This is a genomic window from Camelimonas fluminis, from assembly GCF_014656355.1.
Classification (GTDB): domain Bacteria; phylum Pseudomonadota; class Alphaproteobacteria; order Rhizobiales; family Beijerinckiaceae; genus Camelimonas; species Camelimonas fluminis.
This window is the reverse complement of the sequence record NZ_BNCG01000001.1, coordinates 378,755-398,774: the sequence shown is the minus strand read 5'-3', so window position 1 is coordinate 398,774 and position 20,020 is coordinate 378,755. Positions and strand designations below refer to the sequence as shown.

General features: G+C 66.4%; 16 protein-coding genes. 11 read left to right on the top strand and 5 right to left on the bottom strand.

Translation table 11 applies throughout. From position 1 onward, the window contains the following. The first annotated feature begins 55 nt into the window (after positions 1–55). Complete coding sequence (locus IE243_RS01700; RefSeq protein WP_191317909.1) at positions 56–466, top strand: MarR family winged helix-turn-helix transcriptional regulator; 411 nt, start codon at positions 56–58, stop codon at positions 464–466. Here the strand turns inward: IE243_RS01700 and IE243_RS01695 are convergent. Next, positions 463–1,458, bottom strand: coding sequence for an endonuclease/exonuclease/phosphatase family protein (locus tag IE243_RS01695; protein WP_191317594.1), 996 nt, complete (start codon positions 1,456–1,458; stop codon positions 463–465). The genes IE243_RS01700 and IE243_RS01695 overlap by 4 nt on opposite strands. A gap of 182 nt (positions 1,459–1,640) precedes the next feature. Between IE243_RS01695 and IE243_RS01690 the strand changes: the two genes are divergently transcribed. Continuing rightward, the gene (locus IE243_RS01690) at positions 1,641–3,095 is read left to right on the top strand and encodes an amidase (RefSeq protein ID WP_191317593.1); all 1,455 of its coding nucleotides are present in this window, start codon (positions 1,641–1,643) and stop codon (positions 3,093–3,095) included. 245 nt (positions 3,096–3,340) lie between these two features. Next, positions 3,341–4,708, top strand: a complete 1,368-nt coding sequence (locus IE243_RS01685) for an aspartate aminotransferase family protein (protein ID WP_191317592.1) — start codon at positions 3,341–3,343, stop codon at positions 4,706–4,708. Positions 4,709–4,814: 106 nt separating this feature from the next. Here the strand turns inward: IE243_RS01685 and IE243_RS01680 are convergent, their stop codons facing one another. Together IE243_RS01680 and IE243_RS01675 are read right to left on the bottom strand one after the other, a co-directional pair. Then, entirely contained in the window at positions 4,815–5,732 is a 918-nt protein-coding gene (locus IE243_RS01680; protein WP_191317591.1) for a DnaJ C-terminal domain-containing protein, read from the bottom strand. 561 nt (positions 5,733–6,293) lie between these two features. Beyond that, the gene (locus IE243_RS01675; protein WP_191317590.1) at positions 6,294–6,764 is read right to left on the bottom strand and encodes an RT0821/Lpp0805 family surface protein; all 471 of its coding nucleotides are present in this window, start codon (positions 6,762–6,764) and stop codon (positions 6,294–6,296) included. A gap of 400 nt (positions 6,765–7,164) precedes the next feature. Here IE243_RS01675 and pdxH point away from each other — a divergent pair, with 400 nt between their 5' ends. From pdxH to IE243_RS01655, 4 genes are all read left to right on the top strand, one after another. After that, positions 7,165–7,782, top strand: a complete 618-nt coding sequence (gene pdxH / locus IE243_RS01670; RefSeq protein WP_373301532.1) for a pyridoxamine 5'-phosphate oxidase — start codon at positions 7,165–7,167, stop codon at positions 7,780–7,782. An 11-nt stretch (positions 7,783–7,793) separates the two neighbouring features. Continuing rightward, on the top strand, positions 7,794–8,378 hold the full coding sequence (locus IE243_RS01665; protein WP_191317588.1) for an NUDIX hydrolase: 585 nt from the start codon (positions 7,794–7,796) through the stop codon (positions 8,376–8,378). Between the two features lie 71 nt (positions 8,379–8,449). After that, on the top strand, positions 8,450–8,884 hold the full coding sequence (locus IE243_RS01660) for a TIGR02301 family protein (protein WP_191317587.1): 435 nt from the start codon (positions 8,450–8,452) through the stop codon (positions 8,882–8,884). 293 nt (positions 8,885–9,177) lie between these two features. Continuing rightward, positions 9,178–9,432, top strand: coding sequence for a hypothetical protein (locus IE243_RS01655; protein WP_191317586.1), 255 nt, complete (start codon positions 9,178–9,180; stop codon positions 9,430–9,432). A 280-nt stretch (positions 9,433–9,712) separates the two neighbouring features. Here the strand turns inward: IE243_RS01655 and IE243_RS01650 are convergent, their stop codons facing one another. Next, positions 9,713–9,940, bottom strand: coding sequence for a hypothetical protein (locus IE243_RS01650; RefSeq protein ID WP_191317585.1), 228 nt, complete (start codon positions 9,938–9,940; stop codon positions 9,713–9,715). Positions 9,941–10,159: 219 nt separating this feature from the next. Continuing rightward, positions 10,160–12,094, bottom strand: a complete 1,935-nt coding sequence (locus tag IE243_RS01645; protein WP_191317584.1) for a potassium transporter Kup — start codon at positions 12,092–12,094, stop codon at positions 10,160–10,162. 469 nt (positions 12,095–12,563) lie between these two features. Between IE243_RS01645 and fabI the strand changes: the two genes are divergently transcribed. The 4 genes from fabI (at position 12,564) to aroC (ending at position 20,001) form a co-directional block, all read left to right on the top strand. Continuing rightward, positions 12,564–13,394, top strand: coding sequence for an enoyl-ACP reductase FabI (gene fabI, locus IE243_RS01640; protein ID WP_191317583.1), 831 nt, complete (start codon positions 12,564–12,566; stop codon positions 13,392–13,394). A gap of 8 nt (positions 13,395–13,402) precedes the next feature. Next, positions 13,403–14,110 (top strand): histidine phosphatase family protein, encoded by a 708-nt coding sequence (locus IE243_RS01635; protein ID WP_244642610.1) that lies wholly within the window; start codon positions 13,403–13,405, stop codon positions 14,108–14,110. A 549-nt stretch (positions 14,111–14,659) separates the two neighbouring features. After that, positions 14,660–18,715: a Pls/PosA family non-ribosomal peptide synthetase gene (locus tag IE243_RS01630; RefSeq protein WP_191317582.1), complete on the top strand. Its 4,056-nt coding sequence runs from the start codon at positions 14,660–14,662 to the stop codon at positions 18,713–18,715. 173 nt (positions 18,716–18,888) lie between these two features. Next, positions 18,889–20,001, top strand: a complete 1,113-nt coding sequence (gene aroC / locus IE243_RS01625; protein ID WP_191317581.1) for a chorismate synthase — start codon at positions 18,889–18,891, stop codon at positions 19,999–20,001. Positions 20,002–20,020 lie beyond the last annotated feature (19 nt).

Genomic DNA, 20,020 nt, shown 5'->3' with positions numbered 1-20,020 from the left:
CGCGTCAATCGAACCGCTTCCCGGCGCGGCGAGCGCGGATGAAGCGGCGGATGTCATGAAGGTCTGGCTGCGCTTCGTGCGCCTCAACCGGCGGCTGTACGCGGCGATCACCGCCGAACTGCGCGACATCGCCCTGTCGGTCCCCCAGTTCGACGTGCTCTCCACCCTGTCGGAACGCGAAGGCTTGAGCCAGCAGGAGCTGGCCGACCGCCTTTATGTCACCAAGGGCAACGTGTCTGGCCTGGTCGATCGTCTGGTGCGCGGCGGTTTCGCCGAACGTCGCGCCCTGCCTGGCGACAGGCGAAGCCATGCGCTCTACCTCACCGGGCAGGGGCGCGACGTGGTCGCGCGCGGTCTCGCCATTCAGCGCGCATATGTCGACCAGACGCTCGGCCGCCTCTCCGCCGCCGACATCGCAGTCCTTGATCGCATCCAGCGGGCATGGCGCAATACGCTGCCTGACTAGAAAGCAGCGGCTTGCGATCTGGCCGGGAGCGTCGAGAAATCGAGTCGCACCGGCAAATGGTCCGAGCCGACATGTTCCAGCGTGGAGAGGCGCGGCGCGGCAATGTCGCGGCTGACAAGAATCTGGTCGATGGGCAGACCAAGATATGGCCGCCACGCCGCCGGCAGCGTCCCGATAAACCAGGTGGCTCCCGCGCCGTTCATGGCGCGCGCGCCGGCGGCAGTTTCCACCTGTCGCACCGTATGGCTCCATGGCGTGGCGTTAAAATCACCGGCGACGATGCGCGGGCCGCGCAGTTTTTCCAGTTCTGGCCCGATCTGGCGCAGGTTCCGTTGCTGTGCGAAAGGCCACGGCCATTCGAGATGCAGCGACGCCACGCGCACGACCACGCCGCCGAGATTGAACGGCGCGATCGCCATCAGGCCATCACCGGTGCAGCCGGCAGTCTTGGGAGTAGCTTTGTCCGCGCCACTTTGCTGAACCCAGGCGTTCTCCCAGCGGAATGGATGGCGGGACAGAAGCCCCACTCCCTTGGGGCAATGCAGGCGATGGGGATACGCCGCCGCCAGCCTGTCGAGCCACGGCGCCCAGTGCGCGCCGCCCTCCTGATAGGCAATAACGTCCGGCTTCTCGCGCGTGATCATGTCGAGAACGCGCTCCGGCGTCCGGTTATCGAAACGCAGATTGATCTGGACAAGCCGGTAACGGGAGCCCGGCGCGGCCTGCGCATCCTGCCCGCCCGGGTGACTGAACGCCCAGAACGTGGTCGCGAACGCCGCCGCGGCCAGCAACACGAGCGCCGCTCCGCCGCGCCGCCTGGCCGTGAACAGCGGCGGCAGGGCCAGCAGCGCCGTCAGCACGGCCAGATGCGCCCGGAAATGCGCGAACGAGTCAAAGGCCGGATGTAGCCCGCCGGCGAACCCCAGCGCCAGCGGCGCAGCGACAAGCCCGGCGATAATCAGCAAGAACAATGAAAGGCGGTTGTTGAACATGTTTTGCTCATGTCGTTGGCGTCCTCCTGGACATGCGGCCGAAAGGCAACAAGGCGGAATTCCGCCCCGGTCAGCCCGCATCCAGCCCCTGGCGCCAACAGTTGCGCAAATTTCTTGTGAATGTATCCATACCCGCGCCGCCCACACCTTGGGCCAACAGAATACGGCAAGGGGAGCACGCCATGGATCTGCTGACACAATCCGCCAGTGAACAGCTTGCGGCGCTGGCGCGCGGCGAGACCACGGCGGTTGACCTGCTGGAACTGACCCTGAATCGCGTGGCGGCCCTCAACCCCGGGCTCAACGCCGTGGTCGCCATGGATGTGGAAGGCGCCCGCGCCGCCGCCCGCGCCAGCGACGCGCGCCGCGCCGCCGGCAAGGCGCTGCCGCTCGATGGCCTGCCGGTCACCATCAAGGATTCGTTCGCTGTCAAAGGCATGCCGGCCACCGCGGGCGCGCCGGCGCTGAAGGACTACGTTCCGGAAGAAGACGCCGCCGCAATCGCCCGGCTCCGCAATGCCGGAGCGGTGATTTTCGGCAAGAGCAACGTTCCGGCCTTCACCAGCGACTGGCAGGCGTTCAACGCCGTCTATGGAACCACCAACAACCCGTGGGACGTTGCCCGCAGCCCCGGCGGTTCGTCAGGCGGCGCCGCGGCGGCCACCGCCACCGGCATGTCGTCGTTTGAATGGGGCTCGGATATTGGCGGTTCGATCCGCTGGCCCGCCCATTGCTGCGGCGTGTTCGGTCACAAATCCACCTGGGACCTGGTCCCGATGCGCGGCCACATTCCGCCAGCGCCGGGAACCGTCAACCATAACCCGGACCTCGGCGTCGGCGGCCCGATCGCCCGCTCGGCCGCCGATCTTGACCTGATTCTGTCGCTGACCGCCGGCTCTGACTCGCCCGATGGCGCGCTGGCCCGGCTGGAGCCGCCGCGCCGCACGACGCCAGAGGGCCTGCGCGTGGCCGTGTGGCTGAATGAGGCCGAAGCTCCGGTCTCCGCCGCGGTGGCGGAAGCCGTCGGGACAGCAGCGCGCAGCCTTGCTGGCGCAGGGGCAATCGTTGATGACAACGCCCGGCCGGACTTCGATTTCTTCGAGGCGTTTGAGGTCTACGCCCTGATGAACCACGCCATCGCGCTCTCCGCCGTGCCGGAGAAGGCGCGTCAACGCCTCGCCGACAACGCCGCTTCGTTTGCCGCCGACGATCACAGCCACCAGGCGCAGCAATGCCGGGCCGCCGGCCTCGGCGCCGCCGAATGGCGCGAACTTGTGGCCCGTCGCGAGAAGCTGAAGCAGGCCTGGAACCGCTTCTTCGAGAATTATGACGTGGTGCTGATGCCGCCGGCCTCGGTCACCGCCATTGCCCATGACCATGGCAAGGACATCCACGGTCGCCGCATCGACATGGGCGGGGGCGTGCAGGCCCCCTATTTCAACCTGCTGCACTGGGCCGCCCTGGCCACCGTGGCGCATCTTCCGGCGACGGTCGCGCCTGTGCCGCAGGCCGACGGCGCGCTGCCGGCGGGCGTGCAGATTGTCGGCGCGGAAGGCGCAGACCGCACCACCATCGCGGTCGCCGGCATGCTCGAGAAGCTCAACGGCGGTTTTCGCGCGCCGCCCATGGCGCGCTGAAACGCGCCTGCGCGAGCGGGGCGCCGCCAGGCCGCCCCACTCTCCGCGCCCCTGTCACCCCCATCCCCTTTCGCCGCAGGCAGGCCCAAAACACGTGAGCCTGTTGCCGCCCGGCAAGGCGGCTGCTTGCGCAAGGCGGCTGCCTGGACGAAGTAACTGCAGCGCCTTCGGTGGCCTCCGCCGAGAACTGTGGCAGACTGGGACAAAAGCCCCGGCCGCCACAGCCGTGAGCAGGGAGGAGCCGCATGACCGACAATTACGCCGCCCGTGATCTGGCGACCATCGCCCACCCCTACGCCAATCTGGCGACGTTACCCGACCAGGGGCCGGTGGTGATGGAGCGCGGCGACGGCGTTTATGTCTACGACAGCGCCGGCAAGCCTTATCTGGAGGGTATGTCCGGCCTGTGGTGCGCCTCGCTCGGCTTCAGCAACGCCGAACTCGTCGAAGCGGCGCGCGAGCAGATGGCGCGTCTGCCGTTCAACCACCTGTTCGCCGGCCGCAGTCACGACCCGGCCATCGCACTGGCGGAAAAGTTGAAGGACATGGCGCCGATTCCGGTCTCGCGCGTGTTCTTCTGCAATTCGGGCTCGGAGGCCAACGACACCCAGATCAAGCTGGTCTGGTACATGAACAACGCGCTGGGCCGCCCCAACAAGAAAAAGATCATCAGCCGCCAGCGCGCCTATCACGGCGTCACCATCGCCAGCGCTTCGCTCACTGGCCTGCCTGGCAACCACGCCGATTTTGATCTGCCCATCGCCGGCATCCTGCACACCGCCTGCCCGCACCATTACCGCTACGCCCATGAGGGCGAGAGCGAGGAAGATTTCGCCACCCGCCTGGCCAATGAGCTGGAGGAAATGATCCTGCGCGAGGGCCCGGACACCGTGGCGGCCTTCATCGCCGAGCCCGTGATGGGCGCCGGCGGCGTCATTGTCCCGCCTGCCGGCTATTTCGAGAAAATCCAGGCGGTGCTCGACCGCTACGACGTTTACATGATCGCCGACGAAGTGATCTGCGGCTTCGGCCGTCTTGGCGAGATGTTTGGCTCGCAGGCGCTGGGCATGCGGCCAGACAGCATGTCGCTGGCCAAGGCGCTCTCCGCCGCCTACATGCCGATCAGCGCCGTGCTGATCCCCGAGCGCATGTATCAGGCCATGGTCGACGAGAGCCGCAAGAACGGCGCCTTCTACCATGGCTTCACTTACTCGGGGCATCCGGTGGCGGCCGCGGTGGCGCTGAAAACAATAGAGATTTACGAGCGCGACGACATTGTCGGCCATGTGCGCAAGGTCGCGCCCCTGTTCCAGCAGCGTTTGCGTGAATTCAGCGAGCACCCCCTCGTCGGCGAAGCCAGAGGCATGGGACTGATGGGGGCCCTGGAGCTGGTGGCCGACCGGAAAACCAAAGCCGCCTTCCCGGCTCAGGCCGGCGTCGGCGCCATGTTCACGCGCTATGCGGCGGAGGAAGGGCTGATCGCCCGCAGTCTCGGCGATTCCATGGCCCTGTGCCCGCCCCTGATCATCACCGAATCGGAAATCGACCTGCTGTTCGAGCGCCTCGCCATCGCCCTCGATCGCACCACGGTCTGGGTGAACAGCGCGCGCTAGCATTTTCCCGCAAGGTGGACGCCGCTTTGCATGAGGAAAACGCCCCAAAAAGGAACGCCTTCACGCAGCCCGGCGTGAAGGCGTTTCCGTCGGGAACTAACGCTGCTCAGACGCTGGCGTCGCGCCGCTTCTGCATCAGCGCCGTCAGCTCCGGATCCGCTTCGTCCGGCAGGCGCACGTCCACGGTGACGATCAGATCGCCGCGCGCATCGCCCTTGCCTGTCGGAAAACCCTTGCCGCGCAACCGTAGGTTGCGACCGCTGCTGGTCATCGGCGGAATGGTCATCGCCACTTCGCCATCGAGCGTCGGCACGCGCACCTTGCCGCCAAGCACCGCGTCCTCCAGATCCACCGGCAGGCGAGCCCGCAGGGTGTCGCCATCCAGCGTGAACCGCTCGTCCGGGGCAATGCGCACGGTGAGCAGCGCGTCGCCATGCTCGCCGCCGAACGGGCTCGGGTCGCCCTGCCCCTTCAGCCGCATCACCTTGCCGTCGCGAATGCCGGCTGGAATATTCATGTTGACGTCGCTGCCGCTGGGCAGATGCAGGCGCTTCTGCCCGCCTTCGGCGGCGTCGCGCAGGCTGATGATGATTTCGGCCTCGATGTCGGCGCCGCGCGGCGGCGCCCGCCGCCCCCGCGCCCGCCCGCCCATGGCGTCACGAAAGGCGTCGCCGAAAATATCCGACGGATCGACCCGGCCGTCCTGGCCAAAGCCGAAGGAGAAACCCTCGAAGCCCTGACCGCCGCCAAAGCCGCTGCGCCCGCCAGCGCCCGGGTGAAAGCCCTCGAACCCCTGAAACTTCGGCTTGCCTTCGGCGTCGATCTCGCCGCGATCGAACTGACCGCGCTTTTCCTTGTCGCCAACGATTTCATAGGCCGCGTTGATTTCCGCGAAGCGTTCCTTGGCCTTCGGGTCCTTGTTGTGGTCCGGATGCCATGTCTTGGCGGCCTTGCGGAACGCCTTCTTGACGTCCGCCTCGCTGGCATCCCGCGCTACGCCAAGAACCTGATAAGGATCACGCATTACCTGTCTGCTCCAGCGCCCGGCAGGGCGTTAATGTCCCAAGCAACCCCATTGACGCGCATACAGTCAATCCGCCCCGCAATCCATCCTGCGCTGAAAGTTACCACGTCGAACCCGGCCGCAGACACGGCGGGGTCAGACATACGCCGGATTTTCCGGCCTGGGGAAGGCGTACGTTGGAAGACCGCAAAGGCGCGCGAATGGGCGCCTCATCGCATATGGGCGCATGTTGCCATTATGCAACTACCAGAATGCCGGTGAAGCGCGATTTCTGCAGAAATTGTCGAAGAGCCAGAGCCGGCCATGTTGCACCGTCGTGCGACTGAAGGGAGCTCCACCACGCCTTGCCCCACGCGAACTTTGAACAATCGGGCGGAGCCGCCTGGTCGGGAAGCCCTGCCTTTTCGGATTTCGACATTCTCATCCCTCGATACAAGGCCGCGGGCGAATATCAAGATCAAAAAATCACAAACAACTTATTGATATTATAGATAAATTCATCAATCTGGCTTTTCCGCGCCGCGTGATGTGAAAGTGCAGGAAAATCCCAAATTAGCTCCGCTAACGCGCGTCAGCGACCTGCTGGTTGGAAGCGATGCGCCAGTCCTCGCCTGGCGCCCGGCAGGAGGTTCCCTCCTGGCGGCGGGTGATGATTCTGGTTTTCACGTCAGCGACCCACGACCGGCACACCTCGCCGGCGCGAACGAAGGGCAGGCCCGCCGACCGGAAGGCGCCGGAGTGTCCGGTTTCCGGATTGTCCCACCCGGCGCGCTCACCATTGCCAAGCGGATCAAGCGCCACCGACATGGCGTTGCTGGCGCGCCGCCAGTCCTCTTCGGTCAGACCAGGAGTCAGGCGGGTTTCGACGTCAACCGGCGTGATCGAGCCGGTCACCACTTCATCCCGGGCCAGCGGCTTGATGGGAATGCTGAAGCCACACCCAGGCAACGCCAGGCAAACGGCGATGGCCGCGCCAGCGCGGGCGGAGCGCCCCAGGCGGAAGAAGGCAGCCAGAGGCTGGAAAAAAACCATTCGCGCGCCCCCAAAATATCCACGCTTCCCCGATGCGCGACGATCACGTCCTTCGCGAAACGCCGGATGGCGCATATAAAGCGCCTGACCGGGCGCACGCGCCCTGGATGTCGCGGAACACTCCAACGCAGGGGTCTCCAACAGGACGTTTCCCGGCAAGACGGGCGCTGCTTGCGCCGGGAGAACGCGGGTTCAAATGTGGAGAAAGCGCCGGCCCAGCGTGACCGGCCATCTCTCCAGGGCTTCAGGCTCCGGCTTTTGCCAGGGGACAAAGGCCGGTTTCAGAAAGACAGGAATTCCGGCGGACCGGGAATTTGACGCTTGATGCGACGCCCGATGCGAACCGGGGGCTTCAGAAATCAGAATTCCACTCCGCCAGGATGGCTAAAGGAGATTGGCCTTGGAACCGTTAATTACCGGTGACTTCACGGAGACAACCGATCCGTTTGCGCTGTTCCGCGTGTGGATGGCCGACGCCTCCGCCTCGGAGCCCAACGACCCCAACGCCATGACCCTGGCGACGGTGGACGCCGACGGTCTGCCGAACGCCCGCATCGTCCTGCTCAAAGGCCTGGACGAACGCGGCTTCTGCTTCTTCACCAACACCCGCAGCGCCAAGGGTCAGGAGCTTGATGGCGCCGGCAAGGCGGCCATCGTCTTCCACTGGAAAAGCCTCCGCCGCCAGGTGCGCGCCCGCGGCCTGATCAGCCGCGTCTCCGACGCCGAGGCCGACGCCTATTACCTCAGCCGCCCCTGGGGCAGCCGCATTGGCGCCTGGGCCAGCGACCAGTCGCGCCCCCTCGCCTCCCGCGAGGACCTTGTCGCCCGCGTCGCCGACGTGGAAAAACGCTATCCGGAGGGCTCCGAACTGCCGCGTCCGCCGCACTGGACCGGTTACCGGCTGACGCCTCTCGCCATCGAGTTCTGGCACGACCGTCCCTTCCGTCTGCATGACCGGGTGACATTCACCCGACCCGACGAAACTACGTCGTGGTCGCGGCAGCGCCTGTTCCCATAAGGAGACCAGGCGTGGCTGAAACGCGCGCGGACAGTGAAATTCAGGGGGCGCCGCCCGAAGCAGCGGAGGCGCCTGACAGGCGCTTCCCCACCCGGCCGTTTGTTGCAGCCAGTTGCGCCGTCATCCACGACGGCCGCGTCCTGCTGGCGCAGCGGGCCGCGCCGCCCCTGGTCTGGAGCTTTCCGGGCGGCGTCGTGGAAGCTGGCGAAACCCTGGAGGCCGCCGCCCTGCGCGAACTGGCCGAAGAAACCGGCGTGTCGGCCCGCATCATCGGCCTCGCCGGCTATCTTGAGCACGTCGCCTTCGCCCGGGGCGGCCGCACGCCGGCCGATTCAGCTGACCGTGTGCTGCGCCATTATGTTATCATGTGCTTCGCCGCGATCTGGACAGGCGGCGCCGCGACGGTCAGCGCCGAAGCGCCCGCTTTGGCATGGGTAACGCCGGACGAAGCGCGCGGCCTGCCGGTCACGGATCATCTGCTGACCATTCTCGATCAGGCGTTTCGCGTGGCGTCTCATGTGGATACGGCCGGAGCCGGGCATCCGGGCCGGCAGTCGTCAGAACTGACGGGCAGGAAAAATTGCGAAACCGGTTGATCGAATCCCACGCCGGCCCACTCACTTTACGGCCACCTGCCTGCCCCCGCCTCCACCGGGCGCGCCTCGCGATGGCGTTGGCCGTTCTGGCGGGGCTGGGCCTCGCCCTGGGGGGCGCCCAGACCGCGCAGGCCCAGGCGGCCCGGAAAGCCGCGCCATCAGTTCCGGCGCCGCCCGTCGCGGCTCCCGGACCGGCCGGCGCCGCGCCCACCACTGAAAAAAGCATGCTGCGGCTCGCTGAAATCATGGGCTCGCTGGCCTGGCTACGCGGCCTGTGCGGCGCCAGTGACGGGCAATTGTGGCGCGATCGCATGAATGCGCTGATCGAGGCTGAAACGACGCCGCCCGAACGCCGGCAACGCCTCGCCGCCGCATGGAACGACAGCTATCGCGCCTGGAGCCTGTCATACAAACGCTGCACGCCCTCCGCCGAACTGGCGGTGCAGCGCTATCTGACCGAGGGCGCTTCGCTCTCCCGCGCCCTGTCCGCCCGCATCGCCCGCTAGAATTTGCGCTTTTGGCGACCCACGCCGTCAAATTGCCTGCATTTGCGGTCACTGGAGAAATTTACCGGGCTTCGCAGGCGTGTTAACTGTTTGGCAAGAACCTCCTGGCGCTGCGATCTCCAGACGCTATTCTGCCCACGTCAGAGGACACATCAGGCGAGCAGGTTTCCGCTTCGCGAACGAAGCGGGCGACAGCGCGCCAGATAACCCAATCAGATATCAGGCGACCGTGTTCAGGGATGGCCGGTCTTGCCCATGTCCATCCACATCCAGCCCCGGTATTCAGGCGCGTGATGAACGACTCGAATTTTGACTACGATCTTGGCGATGCCAGCGATGAAAAGCGGGCGGCGTTGAGCTACCTTTCCGAGGCTTTCGCCGAGGCGCAGCTTGATGGGCTGGACGGCGATTGCGTCGCCCATGCGGCGCTGTTCACGGCTTTCCGTGAGCTCGTCGACGCCTATGGCGAAGAGGCTGTCGCCACTTTCGCTGAAAGCCTGCCCGCGCGTCTGCGTGGCGGCGGTTTTTCCACCGCGCGCCGGCACTGATTCGCGGCGCCCGCCGCCCCCCTTCCCGGAAAAGGCAAGACACTGCCGGCCGGCGCTTTCCGGCGTCGGCGACAGGAGCAACCCGGCGGCCCCGTTGTCGTCTGTGGCGGACAAATATGGCTGTCCCGCCCGCACGGCTGCCCCGCGGCCTTAACCGGCCAGACAGCCCCGCGTCCCGGTCAGACAGGCAAGGGCCAGCATCCGCGAGGCCAAAGCCCTGCCCTGACCGCGCTATCGCCCTGACCACATTCCCTGCCGGGAGCCTTCGCGGATCAGGCGCTCAGTTGCCGGAGCGCAGCGCCACCGCGTCGTCGGCGTCGTGCTGCAAGGTCGCCTCGCATGGCTGACGCGCCGTCCTGGAGTCCGAAGATTTGCGCGGCGCCGAAGCCAGCGCCCCAGCCAATGCCGGAATGGCGACAGCCCTGAATGTCAGGCCGGCGTCACGCCGCCGCTCTTCGTGGCTCACTCCCGCGCGGCGGGGGCCGCGTCCATGCGCTCTCTCAGTCATTGTCCTGCCCTGCAAGCTCCCAAAACGCGCCCCCATGGCGCGATAGCCCCCTATGGAGACGACGAAGCACGTCAACAATGGGGCCTTTTCTGGCAGATTTTATTGAATTTTCATGGACATGACTAACTTCCCCTTAACGGACGGCCATCGCCGGCCGTCAAGGACAGGCCGCCCGGGCCATCCCGCGGCGTGGCCTGCAGCGACACGCTACAGTGTTGCTCAAAGCGTTACCTGGGTGCCCACCTCGACGACGCGGCCGGTGGGAATCTGGAAGAAGTCCGTGGCGTCCGAGGCGTTCCGCGCCAGGAACATGTACATTTTCGACTGCCACAGCCGCATGCGCGGATTGGCGCCGATGCGGATTGAACGGCGCGACACAAAAAACGACGTGGACATGATGTCGAAACGCCAGCCCTGGCTGCGGGCGATGGCGAGGCCACGCGGCACGTTCGGCGTCTCCGCATAGCCGAACGCCATGGTGACGCGGCTGAAGCCATCGCGGATCGGCTCGATCGACACCCGCTCGCTGTCCGGCACCCGGGGCCTGTCGTCGGTGATCACCGTCAGCATGACGTTCTTTTCGTGCAGCACCTTGTTGTGCTTCACGTTGTGCAACAGGGCCGCTGGCGCGAAATCCGGGTCGCTGGTGAGGAACACCGCCGTGCCGCGCACCCGGTGCGGGTTGCTCTTGGCCAGGATGTCGACCAGCTCCTCCATCGGCATTTCGGCCTTGCGGGTTTTTTCCAGCACGATGCGGGTGCCGCGCCGCCACACCAGCATCATGGTCATGATGATCGCCGCGACGATGATGGGGAACAGGCCGCCGTGCAGCGCCTTCAGCAGGTTGGCGAGGAGGAAGGTGCTGTCGATGATCAGGAACGGCAGCATGATGACCGCGGCCAGCCACAGCGGACGCTTCCAGTCCTTCCAGATCACCACGAAGGCGAGAATGGCGGTCACCACCATGGTGCCGGTCACCGCCACGCCATAGGCCGCCGCCAGATTGCTGGAATTGCGGAACAGGCCCACCGACAGCAGCACGCCGGCCAGCAGCAAATAGTTGATGCGCGGCATGTAGATCTGCCCCGCGTGCACGTCAGAGGTGTAGCGGATCTCAAGGCGGGGCAGCAGGCCGAGCTGGATGGCCTGGCGGCTGAGGGAGTAGGCGCCGGTGATCACCGCTTGGCCAGCGATGATGGTCGCCAGCGTCGCCATCGCCACCATGGGCGCCAGCGCCCACTCCGGAAACAGCAGGAAGAACGGGTTCTCGATCTTCTCGGGATGCGCCAGCACCAGCGCGCCCTGCCCGAGATAGTTCAGCGCCAGCGCCGGCAAGGCCATGAACCAGGTGAAGCGGATCGGGCTGCGGCCAAAATGGCCAAGATCGGCGTACAGGGCTTCAGCGCCTGTGACGGCGAGAAACACGGCGCCCAGAATCGCCAGGCCGATGGCTCCATTATGGAGGATGAAATCCACCGCGTATTTGGGATTCAGCGCCCAGAACACGCCAAGATCATCCTTGATGTGGTAGAGGCCGCCAACGGCCATCAGGAAAAACCACAGCATCATGATCGGGCCGAAAAGCCGCGCGACCTGCGCCGTGCCCCGGCTCTGCACGAGGAACAGCAACAGCAGGATGGCTGTGGTGATCTGCGGCACATAATCGTCAAGCGCCGGCGTCACCAGCTTCAGGCCCTCGACCGCCGACAGCACCGAGATGGCCGGGGAAATGATGGCGTCGCCATAAAACAACGCCGCGCCGAGCATGCCAAGAAAGATAATGAGGCGGCCGTTGGCGTGCCCCATCGCCCGCTGCGCCAGCGCCATCAGCGAGAGAATGCCGCCTTCGCCGTTGTTGTCGGCGCGCAGCAGGATGAAGACGTACTTCACCGTCACCACGAGCATCAGCGCCCAGAGAATCAGCGACAGCACGCCGATAACCGACGCGCGGGCGTCGAGGCCGCCTTCCATGCCCACCTTGGCGGCTTCACGGAACGCGTACAGCGGGCTGGTGCCGATATCGCCGAACACGACGCCGGCGGCGCCAACCACCAGCGTCCAGAAGCCGGTTTTCGGATCGTGCCCGCCAGGCGCGGCGCCGTCGTGGGAACCGGCCGCGCCGCCCGTTTCTTCCCGGCCTTGCATTGCTGACATCAAAATTCTGCCTCTGGACGCAACGCCCGATTTATGGCGGCGCCGGCAATGTGATCGGTCGATCCGTTTGCCGGCGTTCGCGGATTGCCATCGCGTTGTCAGACAACCGCCATCATTGAGGCGTGCAAATCGGTTTTGCGCAATGGCCGGACGTCATTCTCTCACCAGCTTGTCAAAGTTCGGCGACAATATCCGGAAAGCGGATCAATGCTGCGTCGGCGCCATTGAAGCGCCGCGCACACAGCGGCCGGCGGTATAAACCATCCAGAATCTGACGCAAGCTCAGCCGTGGCCTCGCGGCGCCCCGACCCGCGGCGGCGGGCATGGATGGCGGCGCCGCGTCGTCACCGCCGCGCGCCCTTGTGAAACAGTGGAACAATCCGGGCTTCCGTCACCCGCCCGCGTCGGCTAATGATGCAACGGAAGAAGCGTCGGCGGTTCCGGCGAGCACCAGGGTCCCAGTTTCACCATGGCAGGCAACGTTGCGCAAATCAGTTCCCTCATGGCCGGCAAGCGCGGCGTTATCATGGGGTTGGCCAACAACAAATCGATTGCCTGGGGCATTGCCAAAGCGGCGCGCCAGCACGGCGCTGAAATCGCCCTGACCTATCAGGGCGACGCGCTCAAGAAGCGCGTCGAGCCGCTGGCAGCCGAACTTGGCGCCGCCGTCGTCGGCCATTGCGACGTCACCGACGCCAGCACCATCGACGCGGTGTTCGCCGAGGTGGAGAAGCTCTGGGGCAAGATCGACTTCCTCGTTCACGCCATCGCCTTTTCCGACAAGGATGAGTTGACCGGCCGCTATCTCGACACCAGCGAGGCCAATTTCACGAAGTCGATGCTGATTTCGTGCTATTCGCTCACGGCGATCGCCCAGCGCGCCGAGAAGCTGATGACCGAGGGCGGCGCTATCCTGACGCTGACCTATTACGGCGCCGAGAAATGGATGCCCCATTACAACGTGATGGGCGTCGCCAAGGCCGCGCTGGAAGCCAGCGTGCGCTACCTCGCCGCCGATCTCGGCCCGCAGCGCATCCGCGTCAACGCCATTTCCGCTGGCCCGATCAAGACCCTGGCCGCCTCCGGCATCGGCGATTTCCGCTACATCCTGAAGTGGAACGAATACAACTCGCCCATGCGTCGTTCGGTGACCATCGAGGACGTCGGCGAGAGCGCCGCCTATTTCCTCTCCGACATGTCGAAGGGCGTCACCGGCGAAGTGCACCATGTCGACGCCGGCTACCATGTGGTTGGCATGAAGAATCCCGACGCCCCCGACATCGTTCTCAACAAGGAATAAGCCGCGCCGTGGACGCCATCCGGACGCAGGCCGAAGACGCCGGGCAACAGGACGCCAAACCGCAGGACACATCGCCTGCGGGCGCGCCGCCGGTTCCCCGAACCCGCCCGCGCGGCGTCATCTGGTTCATTCGCCATGGCGAGACTGACTGGAACGCCGCCGGACGTTTGCAGGGCCGGCGCGACACCGGACTGAACCGCACCGGCAAACGCCAGGCGGCGGTCGCGGGCCGGCTCCTTGGCGGCCTGCTTCCCGATCCTGCTCGCCCGCTCTGGCTGGCCAGCCCTCTGGCCCGCGCTTCCCGCACCATGGAAATCCTGCGCCAGACCATGGGGCTTGAGCCCGATGGTTATCTGGCCGACGAACGGCTGGCCGAAATTTCCTTCGGCCGCTGGGAAGGCCATCCATGGAAAGACATCAAAGCGCGGCATCCGGCCGCCCACGCCGCCCGCAAGGCGGCGCCGTGGACCTATGCGCCGCCGGACGGTGAAAGCTACGCCGACGTCGCCGCCCGGCTGGCACCCGCCATTGCGGCGCTGGAGGGCGATGCGGTCATCGTGTCCCACGGCGGCGTCGCCCGGGCGCTGCTGGCCCTGACCTGCGATCTTGATCCGGTCGAGGTCGTCCGTTTTCCTGTCTGGCAGGGTCGGGTGCTCCGCATCGACGCCAGCGGCTGGCGCTGGCTGCCGGAAGATGTTCCGCCGGGCCATGGCTGAATTTTCGGGCTGAATTTTCCGGCGCGCTTTGAGTTTCCTGCGCCATACGCGGCGGGAAGCCTGCGCCTGCGTCGCCGCCCGGCTGCTCCCCCGCTCTTCACCGCGCCATACTCATCCCACCCGCGCCACCCACAGCTGAGAGGCGTCCACCGCCTCGCATGACTGAATGGCGCTGGCTCCGTGGATGGCCGGGACCAGCCCGCCATGACGTGTGGAAAAACCATGCGGAGGATGTCGCGCGGTGGTTGGGCCAGGGCGCACATGACGGCAGGCGCCTTGCTGGCAAGCCCCTGGCCGGCAATGCATGACCCGCAACCCATGACGCTGCAACGGCTGGAGGCGCCCCTCCACGAGCCTGATCTCGCGCGCCCGGCCCGCTGCAGCCCCCTGCAACCGGCCCGTTCATTTTCGTTCATGCACGGTTCAGGCAGCCAGGCGCAATGATCCGCCCATGCAAGCCCCTTCCGTGTGGAATCCGGGCTTTGCCACAGCATCCATGGGCGGAAGGCCGTCCGGGCGAGGGGCAAGATGAGAATACCAGGCGAAGACATGAATGTGGGAGCGACCGCCGGCCATACGGCGTCGCCATTCATGCTGGCTGGTCCTGTGCGACCGGAATTCGCGCGCGACGAAACCCTGGCCGAGATTTTCGCCGCTACGGTCCGTCTGCGCGGCTACCGCATCGCCTACGCCAGCGGCGACCAGGTCTGGACTTATGCGCAGGTCAACGAACTGACCGCACAGATGGCCCGGGCGCTGGCGGCGAAGGGCATCGGCCCGGGCGATGTGGTCGGCCTGTGGGCGCCGCGCGGCGTCGCCCTGCTGATGGCCCAGATCGCCGTCACCCGCACCGGCGCCGCCTGGCTGCCGTTCGACGCCGACGCCCCGGTTGACCGCATCGCCGTCTGCCTCGCCGACGCTGGCGCCAAGGGTCTGCTGACCTGCGACAGCTTCGCCGCCCGGGCGCGCGAGACCAAATTCGCCGTCTGGACCGTCGAGGCGCTCCAGGCGGAAGCCGCCGCAGGCGACCTGCCGGAGCTGCCCGACCCGCGCACGCGCGGCCAGAGCGCCGACAGCCCCGCCTACATGATCTATACCTCGGGCTCCACGGGCACGCCCAAGGGCATCGTCATCAGCCAGCGCAATATCTGCCACTTCCTGCGTTCGGCCAATGACGTCTACGGCCTGACCTCCGACGACGTTGTGTTCCAGGGCGCCTCCGTCGCCTTTGACCTGTCGATGGAGGAAATCTGGGTCCCGTACCTGGTTGGCGCGACGCTGACGGTCGCGACGCCCGAGGTGATGAGCGACATCGAGCGTCTGCCCGACCTGCTGGAGGCCGCTGGCGTCACCGTGCTCGATACGGTGCCGACCCTGCTGGCCCTGTTGCCGCGCGACGTCCCGGCCCTGCGGGTGATCCTGCTCGGCGGCGAGGCGCTGCCGGCGCCGCTGATCGCCCGCTGGGCCCGCCAGGACCGGCGCATTTTCAACACCTATGGCCCGACCGAGGCGACGGTTGTCGCCACCGTGGCTGAAGTTGTGCCCGGCGAAACCGTCACCATCGGCAAACCGATTCCCAACTACACCTGCTATGTGGTCGACGAGCAGTTGAACCCCGTCGCTCCCGGCGTGGAAGGCGAACTGCTGATCGGCGGCCCGGGCGTCGCCCAGGGCTATCTGCGCCGCCCGGAGCTGACGGCGGAGAAGTTCATCGCCAATCCGTTCGCCACCGATAAAAAGCCGATCGACCCGGTGTTGTACCGCTCCGGCGACGCCGTCAGCCTCGACGCCAGCGGCAACATCGTTTTCCACGGGCGCATCGATGACCAGGTCAAGATTCGTGGTTTTCGCGTCGAACTGGGCGAGATCGAAGCGGCGCTGGCCGACTTCCCCAACGTCGCCCAGGCCGCGGTGGTGGTGCGCCAGGATGACGGCGTCGACCGGCTTGTCGCCTTCCTCGTCGCCCAGCCGGGCGAGAGCATCGACCGCATGGCCCTGCGCGCTGGCCTGCGCGAGCGCCTGCCGTCCTACATGTGCCCGTCGCACTTCGAGCTGGCGACGACGCTGCCCCGCCTCACCTCCGGCAAGATCGACCGCAAGACGCTGAAAGGCGTCGCACTCACCGCTCGTGAGGCGGCTGAAGAGGAAGCGCCGCAGAGCGACGCCGAGGCCGTGTTGCTGGCGGCGGCGAAGCATGTCTTCCCCGGCCAGGCCATCCCGTTTGACGCCGATTTCTTCCTTGATCTGGGCGGCCATTCGCTGCTGGCGGCGCGCTTCGTCTCCGAAGTGCGCCGGCACCCGGCCTACGCCACCCTGACCATGCAGGACGTCTACGCCGCCCGCACCCTGCGCGCCATGGCGGCGCTGGTGGAGGCCAATGGCGGCGGCGAAGCCCTGGACCTGTCGTTTGACCCCCCGCCCCTGATGCGGCGCTTCTGGTGCGGCGTCGCCCAGGCCGTCGCCCTGCCGGTGATTCTCGGCGTGGTGACCATCCAGTGGCTTGGCCTGTTCCTGGCTTCCATCGCGCTGCTGCGCGAGGACGCCTCGATCTGGGCTGAGATGGCGGCGCTGTTCACCGTCTATGTCATCCTGAACATCGGCGCCAAGCTGTTGATCGCCGGCCTGAAATGGGCCGTCCTCGGCCGCACGAAACCCGGCCGCTACCCGCTGTGGGGCGTCTATTACTTCCGCGTCTGGTTCGTGCAGCGCATGATCCAGGCCACGTCGCTGAAGTTCCTGCAGAACTCACCGCTGATGCGTGTCTATCTGCGCATGCTCGGCGCCAAGGTCGGCCGCGACGCCATCATCGGCGACTTCGAGGCTGGCGCCATCGACCTGATCTCGATCGGCGACGGCGCCTCCACTGGCGCCAAGACCCGCTTCGCCAACGTCCAGGTGGTGGGCAATGAGCTGATTATCGGCGCGATCGAGATCGGCGCCGACGCCTATACCGGCAACACCTGCTCGTTCGGCCCCAACAGCCGCGTCGGCCGCAGCGCCGAACTGGCCGACCTGACGGCGATCCCGGAGAACGGCGTCGTCGGCGACGGGGAAAAGTGGGAGGGTTCGCCCGCCCGCAAGACCGGCATGGTCGATCTCGCCGCCCTGCCACCGCAGGCGGAAGCCGGCCCGGCCCGGCGCGCCGTCCAGGGCGCGGTCTATGGCGTCGGCTACATCGTCATGCTGATGCTTGGCCTGCTGCCGATCTTCCCGGCCTTTTACATTCTCTACAACCTCGACCGGCTGTTCAGCGGCGTGAACGACCATGAAGTGTCCTGGTCGATGCTGCCGCTGCTCACGATCCCGACGGCGCTGGCGCTGATCCTCGTTTCCATGGCGGTGATCATCGTCTGCCGCTGGGTCATCCTGCCGCGCGTCCGCCCTGGCGTGTATTCGATCCACTCCTGGACCTATGTGCGCAAATGGCTGATGGGCCTCGCCACCGAGGTGACGCTGGAGACCCTGAACTCGCTCTACGCCACGCTGTTCATGCGCATCTGGTATCGCCTGATGGGCGCGAAGATCGGCAAGGGCTCGGAGATTTCCACCAACCTCGCCGGCCGCTACGACCTGGTCGACATCGGCGACGGCAATTTCCTCGGCGACGAGGTGATCTTCGGCGACGAGGAAATCCGCCGCGGTTATATGGAGCTGCGCACGGTGAAGACCGGCGACCGGGTGTTCCTCGGCAACGACGCCATCGTCCCCGGCGGCTCGGTGATCGAAGACGGCGCGCTGCTCGGCATCAAGTCGCGCATGCCGGAAGACCTGCATATCGGCGAGAACGAAACCTGGTTCGGCAGCCCGGCCATCAAGCTGCCGGTGCGGCAGAAGTTCGACGTGGCGGCCAACTTCACCTACCAGCCGCCGAAGCTGAAACTGTTGGGTCGCGGCCTGTTCGAGGCGGTCCACACCTCGCTGCCCACGGCGCTGTTCATCACCTGCGGCTACATGACCGCCGATGTCATCGCCAACCCGATCGGCCGTGGCGACTGGCTGACCGCCACCGGCGTCTTCCTCGCCGCCGGCGTGGTCATCGCCCTGGCGCTGGTGGCCTTCGCCGCCATCGTCAAATGGGTGATGATGGGCGCCTACAAGCCCACCGCCCATCCCATGTGGTCGTGGTGGGCCATGCGCACCGAGGCCGTGGCGGTGATCTATGGCGGCCTCGTCGGCAAGGCGTCGCTTGAGTACTTCCGCGGCACGCCGTTCCTGCCCTGGCTGTTGCGTCTTTATGGCGCGAAGATCGGCAAGGGCGTGTGGATGGACTGGACCGATCTGACCGAGTTCGACTGTGTCAAGATCGGCGACTACTGCGCCATCAACATGACCTCGACCCTGCAGACCCACCTGTACGAAGACCGGGTGATGAAGGTGGGCCGGGTCGAGCTTGGCAAGGGCGTGACAGTCGGCGCCGGCTCCACCGTGCTCTACGACACCCATGTCGGCGACTTCGCCCGCATCGGCCAGACCACCGTGGTGATGAAGGGCGAAAGCCTCCCGGCTCACTCCGAATGGGCGGGCGCCCCCGCCGTGCCGGTTCGCCGGGCCCTGGGCGACGCAGCCGCCCAGACGAAGGGCGGGGCCCTGCGCATCGCGGCCTGAGCGACGCGGCGGCCTAGCCGGTCGCCCGCCGCCAGCGCAACGGATGAATGGAAGGGCCGGCGGCGACGCCGGCCTTTCCTGTTTTGGCGTTCGCGGGGATCGCCCGCCGGAAAATCCCCGCCGCTGTTTGACCGCGCGCGGCGGCGGCCCTATGCAGACGGCAGAGGAAGTCCATGTCGCACAACTCATTCGGCCACCTGTTCCGCGTCACCACCTTCGGCGAGAGCCACGGTCCGGCCATTGGCTGCGTCGTCGACGGTTGCCCTCCGGGCATTGCGCTGACGGAAGCCGACATCCAGCATGATCTCGACCGGCGCAAACCTGGCCAGTCGCGCTTCACCACCCAGCGTCGCGAGGCCGACGAGGTCAAAATCCTCTCCGGCGTGTTTCCGCACCCGGAAAGCGGCGAGCAGGTCACCACCGGCACGTCCATCGGCCTGCTGATCGAGAACACCGACCAGCGCTCGAAGGACTACGGGGACATCAAGGACAAGTACCGCCCTGGCCACGCCGACTTCGCCTATGACGTGAAATACGGCCTGCGCGACTATCGCGGCGGCGGCCGCTCGTCAGCGCGCGAAACCGCCATGCGCGTCGCCGCCGGCGCCATCGCCCGCAAGGTGGTTCCCGGCCTCGTGGTGCGCGGCGCCGTCGTGCAGATCGGCCCGCACAGGATCAACCGCGCCAACTGGGACTGGTCGATCATCAACGATAACCCGTTCTTCTGCCCGGACGCGGCCATGGTTGACGTGTTCGCCGCCTATCTGGACGGCGTCCGCAAAAGCGGCTCGTCCATCGGCGCGGTTATCGAGGTGGTGGCGGAAGGCGTTCCGGCGGGTCTCGGCGCGCCGATCTACGGCAAGCTCGACACGGACATCGCGGCCAATCTGATGAGCATCAACGCGGTGAAGGGCGTCGAGATCGGCGACGGCTTCGCCGCTGCTGAACTGACCGGCGAACAGAACGCTGACGAACTGCGCATGGGCAACGACGGGCGACCGCTGTTCCTGTCCAACCACGCGGGCGGCGTTGTCGGCGGCATTTCCACCGGCCAGGCGGTCATCGCCCGGTTCGCGGTGAAACCGACCTCTTCAATCCTGACGCCGCGCCAGACCATTGACCGCGCCGGCCACGAAGCGGACATTCTGACCAAGGGTCGTCATGATCCCTGCGTCGGCCTGCGCGCCGTGCCGGTGGGCGAGGCCATGGTCGCCTGCGCCATCGCCGATCACTACCTGCGCGACCGCGCCCAGACTGGCGGCGTCCGCCACTGGCCGGGCGCGTAGAGCATTTTCACGGAAAGTG